18 protein-coding genes are annotated in these 21,776 nt (G+C 64.4%); 12 read left to right on the top strand and 6 right to left on the bottom strand.

What is annotated here, in order from left to right; all coding sequences use genetic code 11:
- Nucleotides 1-14: 14 nt before the first annotated feature.
- The 5 genes from ileS (at nt 15) to dut (ending at nt 6,192) form a co-directional block, all read left to right on the top strand.
- Nucleotides 15-2,867: an isoleucine--tRNA ligase gene (gene ileS, locus EYW47_RS08735; RefSeq protein ID WP_133194467.1), complete on the top strand. Its 2,853-nt coding sequence runs from the start codon at nt 15-17 to the stop codon at nt 2,865-2,867.
- On the top strand, nt 2,867-3,388 hold the full coding sequence (gene lspA, locus EYW47_RS08730) for a signal peptidase II (protein ID WP_133194466.1): 522 nt from the start codon (nt 2,867-2,869) through the stop codon (nt 3,386-3,388). The genes ileS and lspA overlap by 1 nt, the downstream gene beginning before the upstream one ends.
- 40 nt (nt 3,389-3,428) lie before the next feature.
- Entirely contained in the window at nt 3,429-4,658 is a 1,230-nt protein-coding gene (gene coaBC, locus EYW47_RS08725) for a bifunctional phosphopantothenoylcysteine decarboxylase/phosphopantothenate--cysteine ligase CoaBC (RefSeq protein ID WP_276322935.1), read from the top strand.
- A 65-nt stretch (nt 4,659-4,723) separates the two neighbouring features.
- Nucleotides 4,724-5,731, top strand: coding sequence for an LLM class flavin-dependent oxidoreductase (locus EYW47_RS08720; RefSeq protein WP_133194465.1), 1,008 nt, complete (start codon nt 4,724-4,726; stop codon nt 5,729-5,731).
- Nucleotides 5,732-5,745: 14 nt separating this feature from the next.
- Entirely contained in the window at nt 5,746-6,192 is a 447-nt protein-coding gene (dut, locus tag EYW47_RS08715) for a dUTP diphosphatase (RefSeq protein ID WP_133194464.1), read from the top strand.
- A gap of 82 nt (nt 6,193-6,274) precedes the next feature.
- Here dut and EYW47_RS08710 read toward each other — a convergent pair whose 3' ends face one another.
- From EYW47_RS08710 to clpS, 4 genes are all read right to left on the bottom strand, one after another.
- Nucleotides 6,275-7,687, bottom strand: coding sequence for an amino acid permease (locus tag EYW47_RS08710; RefSeq protein ID WP_240763610.1), 1,413 nt, complete (start codon nt 7,685-7,687; stop codon nt 6,275-6,277).
- Nucleotides 7,688-7,689: 2 nt separating this feature from the next.
- Nucleotides 7,690-7,833 carry a hypothetical protein gene (locus EYW47_RS40800; protein ID WP_165976517.1) on the bottom strand — a complete coding sequence of 48 codons (144 nt, stop codon included), beginning with the start codon at nt 7,831-7,833 and terminating at the stop codon, nt 7,690-7,692.
- A gap of 94 nt (nt 7,834-7,927) precedes the next feature.
- Nucleotides 7,928-10,219 carry an ATP-dependent Clp protease ATP-binding subunit ClpA gene (gene clpA, locus EYW47_RS08705; protein WP_133194463.1) on the bottom strand — a complete coding sequence of 764 codons (2,292 nt, stop codon included), beginning with the start codon at nt 10,217-10,219 and terminating at the stop codon, nt 7,928-7,930.
- Nucleotides 10,216-10,530, bottom strand: a complete 315-nt coding sequence (clpS, locus tag EYW47_RS08700) for an ATP-dependent Clp protease adapter ClpS (protein ID WP_028205276.1) — start codon at nt 10,528-10,530, stop codon at nt 10,216-10,218. Before clpS ends, clpA begins: the two co-directional genes overlap by 4 nt.
- A gap of 661 nt (nt 10,531-11,191) precedes the next feature.
- Here clpS and cspD point away from each other — a divergent pair.
- Nucleotides 11,192-11,398 (top strand): cold shock domain-containing protein CspD, encoded by a 207-nt coding sequence (cspD, locus tag EYW47_RS08695; RefSeq protein ID WP_017776809.1) that lies wholly within the window; start codon nt 11,192-11,194, stop codon nt 11,396-11,398.
- A 134-nt stretch (nt 11,399-11,532) separates the two neighbouring features.
- Here cspD and EYW47_RS08690 read toward each other — a convergent pair whose 3' ends face one another.
- Complete coding sequence (locus EYW47_RS08690) at nt 11,533-13,146, bottom strand: multicopper oxidase family protein (protein ID WP_133194462.1); 1,614 nt, start codon at nt 13,144-13,146, stop codon at nt 11,533-11,535.
- Nucleotides 13,147-13,858: 712 nt separating this feature from the next.
- Between EYW47_RS08690 and EYW47_RS08685 the strand changes: the two genes are divergently transcribed.
- Entirely contained in the window at nt 13,859-14,440 is a 582-nt protein-coding gene (locus EYW47_RS08685) for a lipid-binding SYLF domain-containing protein (RefSeq protein ID WP_133194461.1), read from the top strand.
- A gap of 192 nt (nt 14,441-14,632) precedes the next feature.
- Here EYW47_RS08685 and icd read toward each other — a convergent pair whose 3' ends face one another.
- Entirely contained in the window at nt 14,633-15,889 is a 1,257-nt protein-coding gene (icd, locus tag EYW47_RS08680) for an NADP-dependent isocitrate dehydrogenase (RefSeq protein WP_133194460.1), read from the bottom strand.
- Nucleotides 15,890-16,381: 492 nt separating this feature from the next.
- Here icd and EYW47_RS08675 point away from each other — a divergent pair, with 492 nt between their 5' ends.
- The 5 genes from EYW47_RS08675 (at nt 16,382) to EYW47_RS08655 (ending at nt 21,632) form a co-directional block, all read left to right on the top strand.
- The gene (locus EYW47_RS08675; RefSeq protein WP_133194459.1) at nt 16,382-16,978 is read left to right on the top strand and encodes a pseudouridine synthase; all 597 of its coding nucleotides are present in this window, start codon (nt 16,382-16,384) and stop codon (nt 16,976-16,978) included.
- A 355-nt stretch (nt 16,979-17,333) separates the two neighbouring features.
- Complete coding sequence (locus tag EYW47_RS08670; RefSeq protein ID WP_133194458.1) at nt 17,334-17,552, top strand: hypothetical protein; 219 nt, start codon at nt 17,334-17,336, stop codon at nt 17,550-17,552.
- Nucleotides 17,553-17,798: 246 nt separating this feature from the next.
- Nucleotides 17,799-18,329, top strand: a complete 531-nt coding sequence (locus EYW47_RS08665) for a DUF192 domain-containing protein (protein ID WP_133194457.1) — start codon at nt 17,799-17,801, stop codon at nt 18,327-18,329.
- Nucleotides 18,330-18,813: 484 nt separating this feature from the next.
- Complete coding sequence (gene fusA, locus EYW47_RS08660) at nt 18,814-20,922, top strand: elongation factor G (protein WP_133194456.1); 2,109 nt, start codon at nt 18,814-18,816, stop codon at nt 20,920-20,922.
- Between the two features lie 212 nt (nt 20,923-21,134).
- Nucleotides 21,135-21,632, top strand: coding sequence for a cupin domain-containing protein (locus EYW47_RS08655; RefSeq protein WP_133194455.1), 498 nt, complete (start codon nt 21,135-21,137; stop codon nt 21,630-21,632).
- The last annotated feature ends 144 nt before the right edge of the window (nt 21,633-21,776 follow it).

Below are 21,776 nucleotides of genomic sequence, written 5' to 3'. Positions count from 1 at the left end.
CAAGTGATCTCACCATGAGCGACAAGAAAGCATCCTCCGGCAAAGCCGCGCAGAAGTCCGAATCGAAGTACCCCGTCAATCTTCTGGACACCCCGTTCCCGATGCGCGGCGACCTGCCCAAGCGCGAGCCGCAATGGGTCAAGGAGTGGGAAGACAAAGGGGTCTACAAGCAGATCCGCGAGGCCTCGAAGGGCCGCAAGAAGTTCATCCTGCATGACGGCCCGCCGTATGCGAACGGCGACATCCACCTCGGCCACGCGGTCAACAAGATCCTGAAGGACATGATCGTCAAGGCGCGCAATCTCGCGGGCTACGACGCGGTCTACGTGCCGGGCTGGGACTGCCACGGCATGCCGATCGAAATCCAGATCGAGAAGCAGTTCGGCAAGTCGCTGCCCGCCCAGGAAGTGATGCAGAAGGCGCGCGAGTACGCCGCGGGCCAGATCGAGACGCAAAAGGCCGGCTTCAAGCGCCTGGGCGTCCTCGGCGACTGGGACAACCCGTACAAGACGATGAACTTCGCGAACGAGGCGGGCGAGATCCGCGCGCTCGCGAAGATCATCGAGAAGGGCTATGTGTTCCGGGGCCTGAAGCCCGTGAACTGGTGCTTCGACTGCGGCTCGGCGCTCGCCGAGGCCGAGGTCGAGTACAAGGACAAGACCGATCCCACCATCGACGTGCTGTTCCCGTTCGCGCAGCCTGAGCAGACGGCGAAGGCGTTCGGCCTCGCCGCCCTGCCGCGCGAGGAAGGCGGCATCGTGATCTGGACCACCACGCCCTGGACCATCCCGTCGAACCAGGCGCTCAACGTGCATCCGGAGATCGTCTACGCGCTCGTCGACACCGAGCGCGGCCTCTTGATCCTCGCGGAAGAACGCGTCGAAGCCTGCATGAAGGAGTTCGGCCTGACCGGCACGATCGTCGCGACCACGCTGGGCGAGAAGCTCGCGAACCTGCGCTTCCATCACCCGCTCGCTTCGGCGCACCCGGGCTACAAGCGCACCTCGCCCATCTATCTGGGCGACTACGTCACGACCGACACCGGCACGGGCATCGTGCACTCGGCGCCCGCCTACGGCGTGGAAGACTTCGTGTCGTGCAAGGCGCACGGCATGGCCGACTCCGACATCATCAGCCCGGTGATGGGCGACGGCCGCTACATCGAATCGCTGCCCCTGTTCGGCGGACTCACGATCTGGGCCGCGAACCCGAAGATCGTCGACGCGCTCGACGCCTCCGGCACCCTGCTGCGCAGCGAAAAATACCTGCACAGCTACATGCACTGCTGGCGCCACAAGACGCCCATCATCTACCGCGCGACCTCGCAGTGGTTCGCGGGCATGGACGTCAGTCCCAAGGACGGCGGCAAGACCCTGCGCGAGACGGCGCTCGAAGGCATCGAGGCGACGGCGTTCTATCCGTCGTGGGGCAAGCAGCGCCTTTATTCGATGATCGCGAACCGCCCCGACTGGACGCTCTCGCGCCAGCGCCAATGGGGCGTGCCGATGGCGTTCTTCGTGCACAAGGAAACTGGCGAGCTGCATCCGCGCACGCTGGAGCTGCTCGAGGAAGTCGCCAGGCGCGTGGAGAAGGAAGGCATCGAAGCGTGGCAGACGCTCGATGCACGCGAGCTGATCGGCGACGACGCGAACATGTACGAGAAGAACCGCGACACGCTCGACGTGTGGTTCGATTCGGGCACGACGCACTGGCACGTGCTGCGCGGCTCGCACAAGGACGAGCTGCAGTTCCCGGCCGACCTCTATCTGGAAGGCTCGGACCAGCACCGCGGCTGGTTCCATTCGTCGCTGCTGACGGCCTCCATGCTCGACGGCTGCCCGCCGTACAACGCCCTGCTCACGCACGGCTTCACCGTCGACGGCGAAGGCCGCAAGATGTCGAAGTCGCTCGGCAACGGCGTCGATCCGCATGAGGTCGCGAACCGTCTGGGCGCGGAAATCATCCGCCTGTGGATTGCGTCGACCGACTACTCGGGCGAGCTGGCGATCTCGGAGGAGATTCTCAAGCGCGTGACCGAAGGCTATCGCCGCATCCGCAATACGTTGCGCTTCCTGCTCTCGAACCTCTCGGACTTCGACTTCGAGAAGCACGCGCTGCCGGCCGACCAGTGGCTCGAAATCGACCGCTACGCCGTCGCGCTCACGCACACGCTGCAAAGCGACGTGCTGGCCCACTACGACCGCTACGAGTTCCACCCGGTCGTGGCCAAGCTCCAGACGTTCTGCTCGGAAGACCTGGGCGGCTTCTACCTGGACGTGCTCAAGGACCGCCTGTACACGAGCGCGCCGGATTCGGCCGCGCGCCGCGCCGCGCAAACCGCGCTCTTCCACATCACGCACAGCCTGCTGCGCATCCTCGCGCCGTTCCTCTCCTTCACCGCCGAGGAAGCCTGGAAGGTGTTCCAGCCGCAAAGCACGACCATCTTCACCGAGACGTTCCACGCGTTCCCGGACATCGCGCAGGCGCCCGAGCTGATCGCCAAGTGGACGCTCCTGCGCGACGTGCGCGGCAACGTCACGAAGGCGCTCGAAGAGGCGCGCGTGGCGAACCAGATCGGCTCGTCGCTGCAGGCCGAGGTGCGCATTCTGGCCAGCGGCGCGCGCTACGACGCTCTCGCGTCGCTGGGTGACGACCTCAAGTTCGTGCTCATCACCTCGGCGGCCGAGATCGTCAAGGTGGACAGCGAAACCGACGAAGGCGTCGAAGTCGTCACCTCGAAGTACCTCAAGTGCGAGCGCTGCTGGCACTACCGCGAAGACGTCGGCGCGAACGCGGAGCACCCGGGCCTGTGCGGCCGCTGCGTGGTCAATTTGTTCGGCAACGGCGAAGCGCGGAGCGCGGCATAATGGCCAAGACGACCCTGCCGAAACAACAGATGAAGTCGAACGGCGCGCGCGGCACGCTCGTGCCGTGGCTCGGCATCGCGGTGATCGTGATCCTCGCCGACCAGCTCACGAAGATCGCCGTCTCCAAGGTGTTCAGCTACGGCGAAGGCCGCGTGATCACGCCGTTCTTCAACCTCGTGCTCGTCTACAACAAGGGGGCGGCGTTCAGCTTCCTCGCCGCGGCGGGCGGCTGGCAGCGCTGGGCATTCACGGCGCTCGGCGTGGTCGCGGCGCTGGTGATCTGCTATTTGCTCAAGCGCCACGCGGGGCAGCGGCTGTTCTGCACCGCGCTCGCACTGATACTCGGCGGCGCGCTCGGCAACGTGCTCGACCGCCTGATGTACGGCCATGTGATCGACTTCCTCGACTTCCACCTGGGTTCGTCGCACTGGCCGGCGTTCAACGTTGCCGATAGCGCGATCACCGTTGGCGCCATCCTGCTGGTGTTCGACGAATTGCGGCGCGTGCGCAGCGCGCGCTGATCGTCTCTATTGCGTGTCTCGGAGAAAGGGGAGACCTGACTTGAACACCTCCGCTGCAAACCCCGGCGAGCTGGCCGGGCGCCACCTCGTGCTCGGCATGACGGGCGGCATCGCCTGCTACAAGATCGCCGAGCTCACGCGCCTGTTGACCAAGGCCGGCGCGACCGTGCAAGTCGTGATGACCGAGGCGGCCACGCAGTTCATCACGCCGGTCACGATGCAGGCGCTCTCGGGCCGCCCCGTCTACACGAGCCAGTGGGACGGCCGCGTGCCCAACAACATGGCGCACATCGACCTCTCGCGCGACGCGGATGCCATCGTCGTCGCGCCCGCCTCCACCGACTTCCTCGCGAAGCTCGCGCACGGGTTCGCCGACGACCTGCTCTCCACGCTGTGCGTCGCGCGCGACTGCCCGCTACTGGTCGTGCCGGCCATGAACCGGCAGATGTGGGGCAACCCGGCCACGCAGCGCAACGTTGCGCAACTGCGCGCGGACGGGATCGAAACGCTGGGCCCTGACTCCGGCCCGCAGGCTTGCGGCGAGATCGGTGACGGGCGCATGCTGGAGCCGGAAGCCACCTACGAGGCGATCGTCGCGTTCTTCGCGCCGAAGGTCCTTGCGGGCCGCAAGCTGCTGATCACGGCGGGACCGACCTTCGAGCCGCTCGACCCGGTGCGCGGCATCACGAACCGTTCGAGCGGGAAGATGGGCTTCGCGCTCGCGCGCGCGGCGCAGCAAGCCGGCGCTCACGTGCATCTGGTCGCGGGCCCCGTCGCGCTGGCCACGCCGTGGGGCGTCTGGCGCGAAGACGTGCAGACCGCGCAGCAGATGTACGACGCCGTGATGCGCGAGGCGAGTGACGCCGATGTCTTCATCGGCGTGGCCGCGGTGGCCGACTGGCGCGTCGATCACGTCGCCGAGCACAAGATCAAGAAGACGGCCGAGCACCGCATGCCGACGTTCAGTTTCGTCGAGAACCCCGACATTCTGGCTTCGGTCGCGGCCATTGCGAATCCGCCGTATTGCGTGGGGTTCGCAGCCGAAAGCGGCGACCTCGACGTGCATGGAGAAGAAAAGCGCGCGCGCAAAAAGGTGCCGTTGCTCATCGGCAATCTCGGCCCGCTCACCTTCGGCCGGGACGACAACGAAGTCGTGCTGTTCGAGGCCGGCGGCCGCACGCCGCTGCCGCGCGCGGCCAAGCAGGCGCTCGCGCAAACGCTGATCGCCGAGATTGCGCGGCGTCTGCCCGACCCGAGCATCATCTCGTGACGCCTGTGCCGGCACCTTCGCGTGCCGGCGCGGCGCCGCGACCGAAGTGAAGGAGCAGTACTGCCATGACACTGCTTTCCGTGCTGGACCAGTCGCCCGTGATCGCCGGGCATAGCGCGGCGGACGCCATTGCCGCCACCGTCGAACTCGCGCAGCTCGCCGACGACCTCGGCTACACGCGCTACTGGTGCGCCGAGCACCACGGCCTGCTGGGCGTGTGCAATCCCGCTCCCGAAGTCTTGCTCGCGCGCCTTGGCAGCGTGACCCAACGCATCCGCATCGGCTCGGGCGGCATCATGCTGCCCTACTACAGCCCGTTCAAGGTCGCCGAGCAATTCATGATGCTCGAAGCGTTGTTCCCCGGACGCATCGACCTGGGCGTGGGCCGCGCGCCCGGCGGCGACATGCGCACCGCGCAGGCCGTCGCGGCGGGCACGTACAACCGCGGCGACCAGTTCACGCAGCAGGTGCAGGATCTCGTCGGCCTGATGGACGGGACGCTCGCTGCCGACCACCTCGCGCACGGCGTCGTGCTGCAGCCGCAGATCGCCACGCGCCCGCAGCTCTGGGTGCTGGGCTCGAGCGACTTCGGCGGCACGCTCGCGGCGCAGTTGGGCTTGCGTTTCTCGTTTGCGCATTTCATCAACGCGCACTTCGGGCACCTGGTGGCCAATGCCTACCACGACAACTTCCAGCCGGGCCACGAAGCCAAACCTTATCTGGCGTGCGCGGTGTTCGCGATCTGCGCCGATACCGAGGCCGAGGCCGCCGACCTCGAAAAAGCCGTCGACCTGCGCCGCGTGCAAATGGCCTACGGCCTGAACGCGCCCATTCCGAGCCTCGAACAGGGCCGCGCACAGGAATACGGTGAGCGCGAGCAACTCGTGATCGACCGCGAAAAGCCGCGCAGCATCATCGGCACGCCCGAGAGCGTCGCCGAGCGCCTGCACGCGCTCGAGGACAGCTTCCGCGCCGATGAGCTCATCGTGCTGACCGTCGCTGGCAGCTATGCGGCACGCCTGCGCTCCTACGAACTTCTCGCCGAGGCCTTTCAGTTGCCTCGAACCCGATAATCCAACGGAACCCTATGAAGATCGACATCAAGATCCTGAACGAACGCATGCGTGACCAGCTGCCCCACTACGCGACGCCGGGCAGCGCGGGCCTCGACCTGCGTGCTTGCCTCGAAACGCCGATCACGCTCGAACCCGGCGAAACGAAGCTCGTGCCGACCGGCCTCGCGATCCATCTGGACGACCCCGGCTACGCCGCGTTGATCCTGCCGCGCTCGGGCCTCGGCCACAAGCACGGCATCGTGCTCGGCAACCTCGTCGGCCTGATCGACTCCGACTATCAGGGCGAGCTCATGATCTCCACCTGGAACCGCGGCCACACCACGTTCACGCTCAATCCGATGGAGCGCCTCGCGCAGCTCGTGATCGTGCCGGTGGTACAGGCGCAGTTCAACATCGTCGACGACTTCGAGCAGAGCGAGCGCGGCGCGGGCGGTTTTGGCAGCACGGGCAAGCACTGAGCCCTCGCCCGCCCGGGCGCCACTCGCAGGAACAAAAAAGCACGCCGCGGCGTGCTTTTTTGTTCCTGGAGCGACCCTTGATCTAGAGCGACCCTTGAGTTTGCGCCGCGGGTTGCCGCCGGCGATACCACAACGCATACACCACCACGAGCACCGCCAGGAACGCGAGCCCATACGCCAGCGTCATACGGAATTCGCGCGTGAACGCCGTGCCGACCAGGATGCCGAGCATCAGCAGCGCGCCCAGCACGCTCGTGAACGGAAAGCCCCACATGCGGAATTCGAGCGGCGCGCTTGCGTCGCGCCCACGACGCACACGAAAGAAAAGCTGCGTCACGAAGATCATGAACCACGTGAACATCGCGCCGAACATCGCAATCGACATCATCAGCGTGAACGCCGCCTGCGGCCAAAGCGCGTTGAGCACGGCCGCCACCGCAATGCCGATGGTCGAGAGCGAGAGCGCCGCCGTCGGCACGCCCTGGCGCGTAAGACGCCCGAACGCCGCCGGCGCGTAGCCCGCGCGCGAGAGGCTGAACATCATGCGCGTGGTGATGTAGAGCTGGCTGTTCATGGCCGAGAGCGCCGCCACGAGCACGATGAAGTTGATCGCGCCCGCCGCGTACGGCACGCCGGTTTCGGCCATCACCTTCACGAACGGGCTCTCGTTGCCGCCCGCCTGCGTCCAGGGGACGATGGCCAGCATGAGCGCGAGCGTGAGCAGGTAGAACAGCACGAGGCGCAGCACCGTGGCGCGGAACGCGCGCGTGACGGCGCGCGCCGGGTCCTTGGCTTCTGCAGCGGCAACCGCGATGGTTTCCACGCCCAGATAGCTGAAAAGCGAAACTATCGTGCCCACCCAGACGCCCCACCAGCCCTTGGGCATCAGGCCGCCGTGCGACGTATAGTTCGCAAACCCCACGCCCGAAGCGGCGGGCGCGCGCCACACGAACCAGGCGCCCAGCACGATGAACGCGACGATGGCAGCAATCTTGAGGCTGGAGAAGAGATACTCGATGGTGCCGTAGGCCCGCACGCTCATGGCGTTCACGACGATCAGCGCCGCCGAGAACCCGACGATCCAGTAGAGCCCCGGCACGTGCGGGAACCAGAACTTCATGTAGATGGCGATGGCCGCGACTTCGGTGCCCACGGCGAGCACGTAGGCGGACCAGTACGCGTAGCGCACGACGAAGCCGGCGAGCGGGCCGATATAGTGCTCGGCATACGCGCCGAACGAACCCGACGTGGGATGCGCGACGGTCATCTCGGCCAGCGCGCCCATCAGCAGCAAGGCGATCAGCGCGCCAATGGCGTAGGACACGAGCACGCCCGGCCCGGCAAAACCGATGGCGAAGCCGCTGCCGAGAAAGAGCCCGGTGCCTACCGCACCGCCGATGGCGATCATCGTCATCTGCCCTGCCGACAAGCCCTGTCGCAGCCCCTGCTCGCGCTCGACGATGGAGTCGAACGCGCCCGATTTACGTGGTACCACTATTACACCCCTGCTTTGCGCGAGCGCACCGAGGCGCTGCGCATCGTGAAAACGCCGACGGCGAGATAAACGTCTATTTTACTTGGCGGCGGCTCGTCGGCCCTGGCGCCACGGTTTTGGTTCGCGAAACGAACGATCCCAATCATTTCGGATTCCTGACTCTCATCCGCAAAATAAAACGGCGTAGCCCGTATTGAGCTACGCCGTCGTGCCTTGACGCTTGCGCGCTTTTCGCGCCGCTTATTCCACTTCCACCGCTTCCGGATTGCGCGGCGCCGGCTGCGCGTCGAACGTGAGCTGGATCTTGTCTTCCTCGTCCACGTCCACGGTCACGCGGCCGCCGCTCACGAGCTTGCCGAACAGCAGTTCGTCGGCGAGCGCACGGCGGATCGTGTCCTGGATCAGGCGCTGCATCGGCCGCGCGCCCATGAGCGGGTCGAAGCCGTGCTTGGCCAGATGCTTGCGCAGCGCGTCGGTGAAGAGCGCGTCGACCTTCTTCTCATGCAGCTGGTCTTCCAGCTGCATGAGGAACTTGTCGACCACGCGCATGATGATTTCCTCATCCAGCGCACGGAAGCTGATCGTCTGGTCGAGCCGGTTGCGGAACTCGGGCGTGAACAGTCGCTTGATGTCGGCCATTTCGTCGCCCTGCTCGCGCCGGGTCGTGAATCCGATCGTCGACTTGTTCATCGTGTCGGCGCCCGCGTTCGTCGTCATGATGATGATGACGTTGCGGAAGTCCGCCTTGCGGCCGTTGTTGTCGGTCAGCGTGCCGTGGTCCATCACCTGCAGCAGCACGTTGAAGATGTCCGGGTGCGCCTTCTCGATTTCGTCGAGCAGCAGCACGCAGTGCGGCTTCTTCGTGACGGCTTCGGTGAGCAGACCACCCTGGTCGAACCCCACATAGCCGGGCGGCGCGCCGATCAGACGGCTCACCGCATGGCGCTCCATGTACTCGGACATGTCGAAGCGGATCAGCTCGATGCCGAGCGTGAACGCAAGCTGGCGCGCCACTTCGGTCTTGCCGACGCCGGTCGGGCCCGAGAACAGGAACGAACCGATTGGCTTGTCGGTCTTGCCCAGACCCGCGCGCGCCATCTTGATCGAAGCCGCGAGCGCGTCGATGGCCGGATCCTGACCGAACACCACGGCCTTGAGATCGCGGTCGAGCGTCTGCAGCTTGCTGCGATCGTCCTGCGACACGCTTTGCGCCGGCACGCGCGCGATCTTCGAGATGATCTCTTCGATCTCGCTCTTGCCGATGGTCTTCTTCTGCTTGGACTTCGGCAGGATGCGCTGCGCCGCGCCCGCTTCGTCGATCACGTCGATCGCCTTGTCGGGCAAATGACGGTCGGTGATGAAGCGTGCCGAAAGCTCAGCCGCCGCATTGAGCGCGCCCGACGAATACTTCACGCCGTGGTGCTCCTCGAAGCGCGACTTCAGGCCCCGCAGGATCGCGACCGTCTGCTCGACCGTAGGCTCGACCACGTCGACCTTCTGGAAGCGCCGCGAGAGCGCCGCGTCCTTTTCGAAGATGCCGCGGTATTCCGTGAAGGTGGTCGCGCCGATGCACTTGAGCGTGCCCGACGAGAGCGCCGGCTTGAGCAGGTTCGACGCATCGAGCGTGCCACCCGAAGCGGCGCCCGCGCCGATCAGCGTATGAATCTCGTCGATGAACAGGATCGCGTGCGGACGCTCCTTGAGCTCCTTGAGCACCGTCTTCAGACGCTGCTCGAAGTCGCCGCGATATTTCGTGCCCGCCAGCAGCGCGCCCATGTCGAGCGAGTAGACCTGGGCATCCGCGAGAATGTCCGGCACTTCGCCGCGCGTGATGCGCCAGGCGAGGCCTTCCGCGATCGCGGTCTTGCCGACACCGGCTTCGCCCACGAGCAGCGGATTGTTCTTGCGGCGCCGGCACAGCACCTGCACCACGCGCTCGACTTCCGACTCGCGCCCGATCAGCGGATCGATGCGGCCGTCCTTCGCCATCTGGTTCAGATTCTGCGTGAACTGGGCGAGCGGAGTTTCCTTCTGGCCTGCCGCGTCTTCGGCTTCGGCATTCGCGTCGCTGGCCTTGGCGGCTTCGCCGCTGCCGGTCTTCGCAATGCCGTGCGAAATGAAATTCACCACGTCCAGACGCGTGACGCCCTGCTGCTGCAGGTAGTACACCGCGTGCGAGTCCTTCTCGCCGAAGATCGCGACCAGCACGTTCGCGCCCGTCACTTCCTTCTTGCCGTTGGAAGTGGACTGGACGTGCATGATCGCGCGCTGGATCACGCGCTGGAACCCGAGCGTCGGCTGCGTATCGACGTCGTCCGTGCCGGGAACCGTAGGGGTGTTGTCGTGAATAAAGTTGCGCAGGTTCTGTCGCAGGTCTTCGATATTTGCAGCGCACGCTCGCAGCACTTCCGCAGCTGTTGGGTTATCCAGCAGCGCGAGCAAAAGATGCTCGACCGTAATGAACTCATGCCGCGCCTGACGTGCTTCCATGAACGCCATGTGCAGGCTGACTTCCAGTTCCTGGGCAATCATGCTTCCTCCATCACACACTGCAGCGGATGTCCCGCTTGCCTTGCATGGGTAACGACTTGCTCAACCTTGGTCGACGCGATATCTCGCGTATAGACCCCACAAACGCCCCTGCCCTCGCGATGCACCTTCAACATGATCTGTGTTGCGGTCTCGCGGTCCTTATTGAAATATTCCTGCACGACCATCACGACGAATTCCATCGGCGTGTAATCGTCATTCATCAGCACGACCTTGTACATGGAGGGCGGTTTGACCTTTTGCTCCTGCCGCTCCACTACGGTTGAATCCTGCTTGTCCGGGATAATCGCCATACACCCATTCTAAACAACTCGGACAGGCCCGCAATCCTGCCGAAACCCGACCGGCCGTCCGGTGAACCGGGCCGCGGCGCCGTGCGGACAATCCCGGCGCAGCCCCCTCTTTCCGGACTCGATCAGCCTCGCCCACACCACACTTCAAACCACACTGTGCCAGGCGCCCGGCTGCGGGGCCGGTTGGAACCATTGTGCCAGCAGCTTTCGGGCCACCGTCGAATCGAGTATCGCACAACCTGCGCGCGCAGGTGGGCAGCGACTGTCGGCGTCCGCACGCATGCCGTCAGATTCCGTACTGCAGTGCATCCCATGTGAGTCGATTATGCGACTTTTCAAGACAGCTCGCGCAACTCCTCCGGATAAAAAACGAACCCGATGAGTGCATCGGCAACCGGCTGCGATTCCCGTCAGACTGAGGCGCAAGAAAAGCCGGAAAAACCCTGGAAATGCGTTCTTTACAACGCGCCAGACGACGTCTCAAAATATTCTTGACAGCAGAATAAAGAGCCTCAACAATCAAGCTGGCACTTTTTTCAACCGCCTTTATTTTCGAAAAAATGCCGTTGGTGAGCTTGTGAGGAGGGGGCGGTCGCAACATGCGATCTGTTAGCTTTTCGAACTGCTCGTGGTAGTGACATGAGTTACAGGGGAAGTTGGTATGGCAACCGGTACGGTCAAGTGGTTCAACGACGCGAAGGGTTTCGGATTCATCACGCCGGATGAAGGCGGCGAGGATCTGTTCGCTCACTTTTCGGCCATCCAGATGAATGGCTTCAAGACCCTCAAAGAAGGTCAGAAGGTGAGCTTCGAGGTCGTGCAAGGCCCGAAGGGTAAACAGGCATCGAACATTCAGGCAGCAGCCTGATCTGTTCGGTACCCGTACCTGAGAAAGAGACCCGGCTTCGGCCGGGTTTCTTTTTGGGCGGGCGCCCGGGCGCGTTAGACATTTGATTCGATGCCGCGCCCGCCCGCTTTCACGCGGATTTCACCATGCGTGCGCTAGATCACGCGCAGCGTGCCCATCATGCCGAGGTCCTCATGCTCGAGGATGTGGCAATGGAACATGCGCTCGCCCGCGACGTGCTGCACGGTCGCGATCTGCACGCTTTCGCCAGGCTGCACATTGACGGTGTCGCGCCATGCGAGATACGGCTCGTCCGCACGCACTCCGCCCGTCTCGCGCGAGAGCACCTGGAACTGCGTGCCATGCAGATGGAATGGATGGTCCATGTCCGTACGGTTCGCAATCGTCCACTGCTCGACTTCGCCACGGCGGCTCGTGAGCGTGATGCGCTCGGGATCGTATGTCTCGCCGTTGATCATGAATTGCATGCCGTGGGGCATCCCCGATTTTGATGCACCGGGCTGGTGCATCGCGTGCATGTCCATGGCTTCGCTGAACACAACCGATTTTTGCGGGAGCGATGCTGCGGGCGTGCCGCCCGGCACCAACGGCGCAATCGTGTGCAATTGCGCAGGCAGCGCCAGCGCCTCGCCACGCGGCGCGAATTGCACCTGAGCCAGCGCGATCGATGGCGTGGGCGGCAGGCTGCCGTGCGACATCGCCATCTTGCGCCGGTCATATTGCGCGGCGATCAGGCGTGCACGCGACGTACTTCGCCCGGCGCGCACGATCAGCTCGGCGCGCTCGCCCGGCGCGAGCAGCAGCGAGGTCACCCCCTCGCGTGGCGCGGCAAGCAGGCCTCCGTCGGTGCCGACGTGCGCAAACGCGCGGCCGTCGTCGAACGCAAGTTGCACATAGCGCGCGCTGCAGCCGTTCCAGACACGCCAGCGCTCGTCGCGCACGACTTCGATGCGCGGCTCGCGTGCGCCGTTCACGAGCACGAACTGGCCTTCGCGGCCATTCATCCAGTCCATCATGCCGTTCGCGGGAATCGTGCCATCGGCGGCCAGCTTGAGGTCGGAGACAAACACGTGGCGCTCGGGCCAGGCGGCAAGCGGGTCGTCGGCGGCACGCACGACAATCGGGCCCGCGAGCCCGCGAAACACCTGCTCGGACGCGAGCATGTGCGGATGCGGGTGATACCAGTAGGTGCCGGCACTGCCCTCGGGCAGCGTGAACCGATAGACGCGCTCGGCGCCCGGCGCCACGAGGTTCATCGGATTGCCGTCCTGATCGGGCGGCACGGGCAGGCCATGCCAGTGGATCGTGGACGGTTGCGGCAGCCGGTTGACGAAGCGGATCTCGACGGTGTCGCCCTCGCGCACGTCGATCATCGGGCCGATCCCGGGGCCGGCCTCGTCATGCTTCCCGGCGGCGCCCGCGTCGTATTGCCAGAAGGTGGTCGGCGCCTGGCCAGCGAGCAATGGCCGCGCCACGGGCCGGGCGATCAGCGTCGCGCGGAAATGCCCCGCTTCGCGGCTCTCGTTGGCCAGCGTGCGCAGCGCAGCCAGCGGCGCGCCGGCGGGCAAGGCGTCGGTGGCCGCAAGCGGTGCCTGCGCGTGCATCATGGAGCCAGACATCGCGCCCATCTCCCCCATACCGGACATGCCATGCATCGCGTGCCCGCTCTCTTGAGCAAATACCGGGCGCGCAAACAGCGACGCCGTAGCGGCGCCCAACGCGCCGGACAAAAAAGTTCTGCGTTTCATCGATGAAATCCTCAAACACACCTGACGACGCGACGCGCGATGGCAGCGCGGCGCGCGTGTGGCCAATGGCTTCGCGTGCGCATCGTTGCGCGACGAAGCCCCTCGGGCATGCATCGGGCCGACTCCGTCAAGGCACGGAGTGCCCGCGTTCAGGCGATCGGAGGCGGTAACGGAGGCGCGTGGGTGATACCGGCGCGCAGTGCGCTGGCAAGAGCAAAGCGTGGAGAACGCCCGGGCAGGCCTGCACCGACGCGCGTTCCGACAGGCGACGCGCCGCAATGCACGCAGCAACCCACGGCACAATCGCTCGCGTGGCCAATACAGCCGCTATGCGGGCTGGTGTGTTCCGCGACGCTGCAATGATCGCCCGCTGCAACGATTGGGTGCGTGGCAAGCGCAACCGGCGACAGGTCGGCACCTCGCTGCACGGACTCGCACGCGCTCGCGCCACTCATGGCGAAGAGCGCAAGCAGCCCAACGAGGAGGAGACGGCACAGGACTGTCATGCTTGGCGAGGCGGCAAATGAACTCAATTGATGCGCATCATGATAGCGCACGGTCGCCTCGTGACGCGCGCCAGATCGTACCGCATCCGCGAGTACGACAAGGAAACCGCCTGATGTGCTCGATAAGATCGTTGCGGCCTCGCCGGTCTGGAAAAGTTCAATGTTCCGGCGAACGCTGCCCATACAAAAACGGAGCACCACTAATCATGTCACTGAGATCCGTACGCATTGCCACGCTCCTTTCGGCTCTGCTCGTAGCCGCTTGCTCGACCACCCTCACGAATTCCCCCACTTCCGCCACCAGCGCAGCGTCTTCGCGCGCACAACTCGAACAAGCGGCCCGCAAAGCCTTGAATACGCTTTACGAAACCACGCCGGCCGCAAGAGCGCTTGGCTCGAAGTCCGCCGGCATCCTGGTCTTCCCAAGTGTTCTGAAGGCGGGTTTCCTGTTCGGCGGCTCGGGCGGCAACGGCGTGCTGTTCTCGGCTCGAGGCGAAGTCCTCGGCTACTACAACTCCAGCGCGCTCTCGTGGGGTCTGCAGGCAGGTGCCCAGAACTTTTCCGAAGCCATGTTCCTCATGACGCCTCAATCGATGCAGTATCTCGATAATTCCGCGGGCTGGTCGGTCGGCGTCGGGCCGAGCGTCGTCGTTGCCGATTCGGGCATGGCCACGGACCTCAGCACCACCACCGCACGCTCCGACGTCTACGCGTTCATTTACGGTCAATCCGGCATCATGGCCGGACTCGGCGTACAAGGACAGAAGATTACGCGCCTAAACGAGTAGGAATAAGTCTCGCCAACCCTGTGATAGGGCCGCACGCTGAAGTCAGCAGTTGAGTTTCTCTTGATAAATTCGCATAGCGAATTAAATCGAGATAGTTTTCCGGCAAGCTAAAAAGCCAAACCCCGACAGCCTTTTCGGTCTGCCGGGGTTTGGTCATCTCTGGTGCGGACGTGCCGAGTTTCGCTTATTCGCTTACATGTTGTCGATCATCACCTGCCCGAAAGCCGAGCAGGACACCTGCGTCGCCCCTTCCATGAGCCGCGCGAAGTCATAGGTCACGCGCTTCTGCAGGATCGACTTCTCCATAGAAGCGATGATGAGATCCGCCGCCTCCGTCCAGCCGAGGTGACGCAGCATCATTTCCGCCGAAAGAATCTCGGAACCCGGATTCACGTAATCCTTGCCCGCATACTTGGGCGCGGTGCCGTGCGTCGCTTCGAACATCGCCACCGAATCCGACATATTCGCGCCCGGCGCGATGCCGATGCCGCCCACTTGCGCCGCCAGCGCGTCGGAAATGTAGTCGCCGTTCAGATTCAGCGTGGCGATCACGTCGTACTCGGCCGGCCGCAGCAGGATCTGCTGAAGGAATGCATCGGCGATCACGTCCTTGATCACGATGTCGCCGCCCGTCTTCGGGTTCTTGACCTTCATCCACGGGCCGCCGTCGATGAGTTCCGCCGCAAATTCCTTCTGCGCGAGCGCGTAGCCGTAGTCGCGGAACGCGCCTTCCGTGAACTTCATGATGTTGCCCTTGTGCACGAGCGTCACCGAGCGGCGCTCGTTGTCGATCGCGTACTGGATCGCCTTGCGCACAAGACGCTCCGTGCCTTCGCGAGAAACCGGCTTGATGCCCACGCCCGAGCTTTCCGGGAAGCGGATTTTCGAGACGCCCATCTCTTCGCGCAGGAACTTGATGATCTTCTTCGCGCCTTCCGATTCCGCCGGCCACTCGATGCCCGCGTAGATGTCTTCCGAGTTCTCGCGGAAGATCACCATGTTGACCTTCTCCGGTGCGCGCACCGGCGAAGGCACGCCCTTGAAGTACTGCACCGGACGCAGACACACATAGAGATCGAGTTGCTGGCGCAGCGCCACGTTTAGCGAGCGGATGCCGCCGCCCACCGGCGTCGTGAGCGGACCCTTGATCGACACGACATAGTCCTTCACGACGTCAAGCGTCTCGTCGGGCAGCCACACGTCCGGGCCGTACACGCGCGTGGCCTTCTCGCCCGCGTAGATCTCCATCCAGTGAATCTTGCGCTTGCCCGCGTAGGCCTTCTGGACCGCCGCATCGACCACCTTGAGCATGACCGGCGTGATGTCGACGCCGGTGCCGTCGCCCTCGATGTACGGGATGATCGGCTGATCGGAGACATTGAGCGAGAAGTCCGGATTGACGGTGATCTTCTCACCGCTCGCCGGGACCTTAATGTGCTGATACGGCATGATCAACTCCAGTAGGGGGATCGGTCTGTCGACCGCGAATTGAATCGAAAACGGTTGCGCCGGCTGCGGGCCCGATCCGGACGGACTCGAACGGGCGCCATTGCCATGCGTGCTTGCCGAAGCAGCGCGGCCGGCCCGCGCTGCTTCGAGTTCTCGCGCGTCTACCGTGCGGCGCTTTCGCGCATCCCTCGCAGCATGAAGCCTGCGGCCTGCATGCGGCGGGCGGCGCCAGGGTCTGGACGTTATTCTAGCCCACGCCCCGAACGCTCGTGCCGCCGGCTCGGCGGCGCGCCCTTGCTGCGCCGCAACGCGCGCATGGCGGCGGCGGGCAGGCTCACGACCCGCCCCTCGCGCATCCCATGGCCTGTGCCCCATGCTCGATGTCTTATGTCTTATATAAGACTCACGATTCATCGCGGCTCATTATGCATTAATATCGCGACGCGCTCTTATTCCCGCCTTGACCCGTTACATACGCTTGCTCTATCTGCCATGCGCCTGATCGCCCTCAACAAACCGTTCGGCACAATGTGCCAGTTCTCGCCGCACGAGACGCGCCAGTCGCTTGCGGACTGGGTCAAGACGCCGGGCGTCTATCCGGCTGGCCGTCTCGATGCGGACAGCGAAGGCCTGCTGCTGCTCACCGACGACGGTTCGCTGCAATCGCGCATTGCCGAACCGCGGCGCAAGCTCGTGAAGCGCTACTGGGCGCAGGTCGAAGGCGCGCCGGGCGTTGATGCGCTGGCTGCGCTCGAGCGCGGCGTGGATCTCGGCGATTTCGTGACGCAGCCGTGCCGCGTGAAGAAAATCGCCGATGCCGACGCCGATCTCCTGTGGCCCCGCACGCCGCCCATTCGCTACCGGGCGGCGATTCCGACCACGTGGATCGAGCTGGCCATCAGCGAAGGCAAGAACCGCCAGGTACGGCGCATGACCGCGGCGGTGGGATTTCCGACCCTGCGTCTCGTGCGCGTCGCGATCGGCTCGCTCGATATTTTTTCGCTGGGCCTCGCGCCCGGTGCGAGTGTCGAGGTGCCCACCGATGCGCCCTGGCGCCGCGCAACGCCCACGCGCACCGCGCACAAGTGACTGTTGCGCAAGCACTTTTTCCTGTTTCACGCCCTGCTGCACGCGTCGCACTCGCGCGCAATGTGTTTGCGTTGCCATGCGGATTGGGCACGTGTTGAAGCAAATAAAAATTTCGCGTCAACCGGTACGCGAAACCATGCGTTATTTCACGCAGATGCCGCCGAAGCTATCCGGCATTCAGCCTTACGGGCCATCGTGTAGCAATGCACGGTCCCGACCGCTGGCAGACACGTTCGCGAATTTGTTCTCAATTTGTCGATCGAGACTGTCAACCGAAAGGTGGATGGCACGTTTACCGACCTGACTCCAATAACCGGGTCACTTGGTTAATTAACTCAAGCTGAGGATTCACAACATGAACAAACTGATCGCTGCTCTGGTCGCTGGCCTCTTCGCATCGGCTGCATTCGCACAAGCTTCGGCTCCGGAAGCTGCTCCGGCAGCTGCTACGACGGCAGCTCCGGCTGCTGCTGCTTCGATGGCACACAAGTCGTCGACGCACAAGAAGTCGCACAAGAAGTCGTCGCACAAGAAGGCAGCTAAGGCTGAAGCCGCTTCGGCAGCTTCGGAGTAAGCCTGTTGTAAAGCGCTTCGAAGAACGGCCCATCGTGCCGATCTTCATTGCGTGCGAAAGGCAGAGTGTCGCAAGGCGCTCTGCCTTTTTGTTTTTGCATCCCCCCATTTAGCGTCGAACGCGCCCTGCGCCGTGGCAACGCCCAAGCATCGCGTCACGCATCGTCCGCCTGTTGCCGCAAGTTTTGACCCGCGCTGACGCACTCGCGTAACATGCGCGGATTATTCTCAAGCAAGGAGTTCACTCGTGCGATTTTCCCTGCGCCCGCTCATGGCGCGTTGCGCGCTCGTCGTCGCATTGCCGCTTGCCGCCGCAGTTGCCAGTATCGCGGCCCTCACGTTCACGACGGCCGCCACCAGCAGCGTCGCGCATGCCCAGCAAATGCCCCCCGGCGCCAAGCAGCCCGGCGACTTTCCGCACTTGAAACTCACCGCAGGCATGTTCGTCATCGACGCCAGCGTCGCCGCCAATGACGCCGACCGCGAGCAAGGCCTCATGTATCGCACGCAGCTCGCGCCGAACGAAGGCATGCTGTTCGTGTTCGGCGAGAACGCCGTGCACTGCTTCTGGATGAAGAACACGCTGATCCCGCTGTCGATCGCGTTCATGCGCGCCGACGGCACGATCACCGACATCGACGAAATGCAGGCCGAAACCACCAACAACCACTGCCCGCGCAATAACGGCACCTATGCGCTCGAAATGAGCAAGGGCTGGTTCACGTCGAAGGGCATCAAGCCCGGTATGAAAATCGACGGCCTGCCGCCGCTGCAGTAAGCGCGGGCAGTACGACTGGCCGCCGTTGCGCGGCAGTCCACGCGCGGTTCACCGATACGTACAAGCGGTACAAGCCGCACAAGCCGGCCCCGCAGTTCGCGGCGCCGGCTTTTTTGCACGCCGGCGACTGACCTTCCGGGGTCTTCCGATGCCGTCCGGACGCTGCTTGCGCCTTGCCGTCCGGGCGTTGCTTGCGCCTTCTTGTGGCGCCTCTCGCGCCTCCCGCGCGCAGCCCTTTCCCGCTCCCGCCCCACCCCGCCTGCCCGCGCCGCGTCGCGCCGGCAAGGCGCGTTTTCGCGCTCCGGCGCTGTCCCAGCAAAAGCGCCGCGCAAGCGCTATCCTAGTAATCCGCCATGCGGCGGCGCCTGCTCGAAGCATCCTGAAACACCCCGAGCACGCCGCCGCGCGGTCCGTCGGGCCGCGTGCAGGCCGCGCCGCGCGCCGCCCGGCACTTTCCATGGCGCGTTATTCCAAGGAGATCACCGTGCCTCGCAAGACTCCCATCGAGCGCTATCGCAACATCGGGATCAGCGCTCACATCGATGCCGGCAAAACCACGACAACCGAGCGCATCCTTTTCTACACCGGCGTGAATCACAAGCTGGGTGAAGTTCACGACGGCGCGGCGACCATGGACTGGATGGAGCAGGAGCAGGAACGCGGCATCACCATTACTTCGGCCGCGACCACCGCGTTCTGGAAGGGCATGGCCGGCAATTATCCCGAGCATCGCATCAACATCATCGACACCCCGGGACACGTCGACTTCACCATCGAGGTCGAGCGCTCCATGCGCGTGCTCGACGGCGCCTGCATGGTGTACGACTCCGTGGGCGGCGTGCAGCCGCAGTCGGAAACCGTATGGCGCCAGGCGAACAAGTACAAGGTGCCGCGCATCGCGTTCGTCAACAAGATGGACCGCGTGGGCGCGGACTTCTTCCGCGTGCAGCGGCAGATCGGCGAGCGCCTGAAGGGCGTGGCCGTGCCCATCCAGATTCCCGTGGGCGCCGAAGACCACTTCCAGGGCGTGGTCGACCTCGTGAAGATGAAGGCGATCGTCTGGGACGACGAGAGCCAGGGCGTGAAGTTCGCGTACGAGGAGATCCCCGCGAATCTGGTCGAGCTCGCGCACGAGTGGCGCGAAAAGATGGTCGAAGCCGCCGCCGAAGCCGACGAAACGCTGCTCGAAAAGTATCTTCACGACCACGAGAGCCTGACCGAAGAAGAGATCAAGGCCGGGCTGCGCAAGCGCACGATCGCCAATGAGATCGTGCCGATGCTCTGTGGCAGCGCGTTCAAGAACAAGGGCGTACAGGCAATGCTCGACGCCGTGATCGACTATCTGCCCTCGCCCGTGGACATTCCCGCGATTCTGGGCCACGACCTCCACGACAAGGAAATCGAGCGCCACCCGAGCGACGAAGAGCCGTTCTCGGCGCTCGCGTTCAAGATCATGACCGACCCGTTCGTCGGCCAGCTGATCTTCTTCCGCGTCTATTCGGGCGTCGTGAATTCGGGCGACACGGTGCTCAACGCGACGAAGGACAAGAAGGAGCGCCTCGGCCGCATCCTGCAGATGCACGCGAACGAGCGCAAGGAAATCAAGGAGGTGCGCGCGGGCGACATCGCGGCGGCGGTGGGCCTGAAGGAAGCCACGACGGGCGACACGCTCTGCGATCCGGCGCACGCCATCGTGCTCGAAAAGATGATCTTCCCCGAGCCTGTGATCTCGCAGGCCGTCGAGCCGAAGACCAAGGCCGACCAGGAGAAGATGGGCATCGCGCTGAACCGCCTCGCTCAGGAAGACCCGTCGTTCCGCGTGCAGACCGACGAGGAATCCGGCCAGACCATCATCTCTGGCATGGGCGAGCTGCACCTCGAAATTCTCGTCGACCGCATGAAGCGCGAATTCGGCGTGGAAGCGACTGTCGGCAAGCCGCAGGTGGCGTATCGCGAGACCGTGAAGAACAAGGTCGAAGATGTGGAAGGCAAGTTCGTCAAGCAGTCGGGCGGACGCGGCCAGTACGGGCACGCGGTCATCACCCTCGAGCCGCAGCCGCCGGGCAAGGGCTACGAGTTCGTCGACGCCATCAAGGGCGGCGTGATTCCGCGCGAGTTCATCCCGGCCGTCGACAAGGGCATTCAGGAGACGCTCAAGGCCGGCGTGCTCGCGGGCTACCCCGTGGTCGACACCAAGGTCACGCTCACGTTCGGCTCGTACCACGACGTGGACTCGAACGAAAACGCCTTCCGCATGGCCGGCTCGATGGCCTTCAAGGACGCGATGCGCAAGGCCAGGCCGATTCTGCTCGAACCGATGATGGCCGTGGAAGTGGAGACGCCCGAGGACTTCATGGGCAACGTGATGGGCGACCTCTCGAGCCGCCGCGGCATCGTGCAGGGCATGGAGGACATCGCGGGCGGCGGCGGCAAGATCGTGCGCGCCGAAGTGCCGCTCTCGGAGATGTTCGGCTACTCCACCTCGCTGCGCTCGCTCACCCAGGGCCGCGCCACTTACACGATGGAGTTCAAGCATTACGCCGAAACGCCGCAAAACGTGGCCGAAGCGGTCATCAACGCGAAGAAGCAGTAAGACCTCCGCGCACGCCTCGCATGCATGCGAGGCGTGCACGGCGGATAGCTCGAAGCCCGTCCCGCCAGGGGCGGGCTTTTTTCATGCGCGTTGCTGCACATTCGTGCTCGCTCGGGCGGACGATGGACGCCCACGCGAGCGGCGCGATATTGACCGTGCCACAATATCGCGACCCCGCTGTGCAGCCGCAGCCCACGAAAGGAGACACCGCGATGAGTCACGATCATGAGCACTCGCACGAAGGCACGCCCGACTGGCGCGAGAACGGCGTCAAGGTGATTCGCGGCGACCAGCTCGACACGAACACGGCGCAAACGCCCGGCATGAACCGCGCCGCCGCCATCAATGCGGCACGCGTGGGCGCACAGAAAATCTGGGCCGGCACCGTGACGATCCATCCGAACGCGAAGACGGGCGCGCATCATCACGGCGCGCTCGAAAGCGTGATCTACGTGGTGCGTGGCCACGCGCGCATGCGCTGGGGCGAGCACCTCGAATTCACCGCGGAAGCCGGCCCCGGCGACTTCATCTTCGTGCCGCCCTACGTGCCGCACCAGGAGATCAACGCGAGCACCGACGAGCCGCTCGAATGCGTGCTCGTGCGCAGCGACAACGAAGCCGTGGTCGTGAACCTGAACATCGACGCCGTCGAGGCGCCGGAAACGGTTTATTGGGTCGATCCGATTCATCGCCATCCGCACGAGCATTGATTCGCCATCGTCGCCATAGCGCATGACGTTTTCTGCCCCGCCCGCGACGGCTAAACCGCTGCGCTCGCGCCTCATTGCGCTCTACGCCGTTCTGATCGGCGCAAATGTTCGCTAAAGCGGCAAGACATCCGCACTGGCGAATGC

The organism is Paraburkholderia silviterrae (assembly GCF_004353915.1).
GTDB classification, from domain to species: domain Bacteria; phylum Pseudomonadota; class Gammaproteobacteria; order Burkholderiales; family Burkholderiaceae; genus Paraburkholderia; species Paraburkholderia silviterrae.
This window is presented reverse-complemented; position numbering and strand designations above follow the sequence as displayed.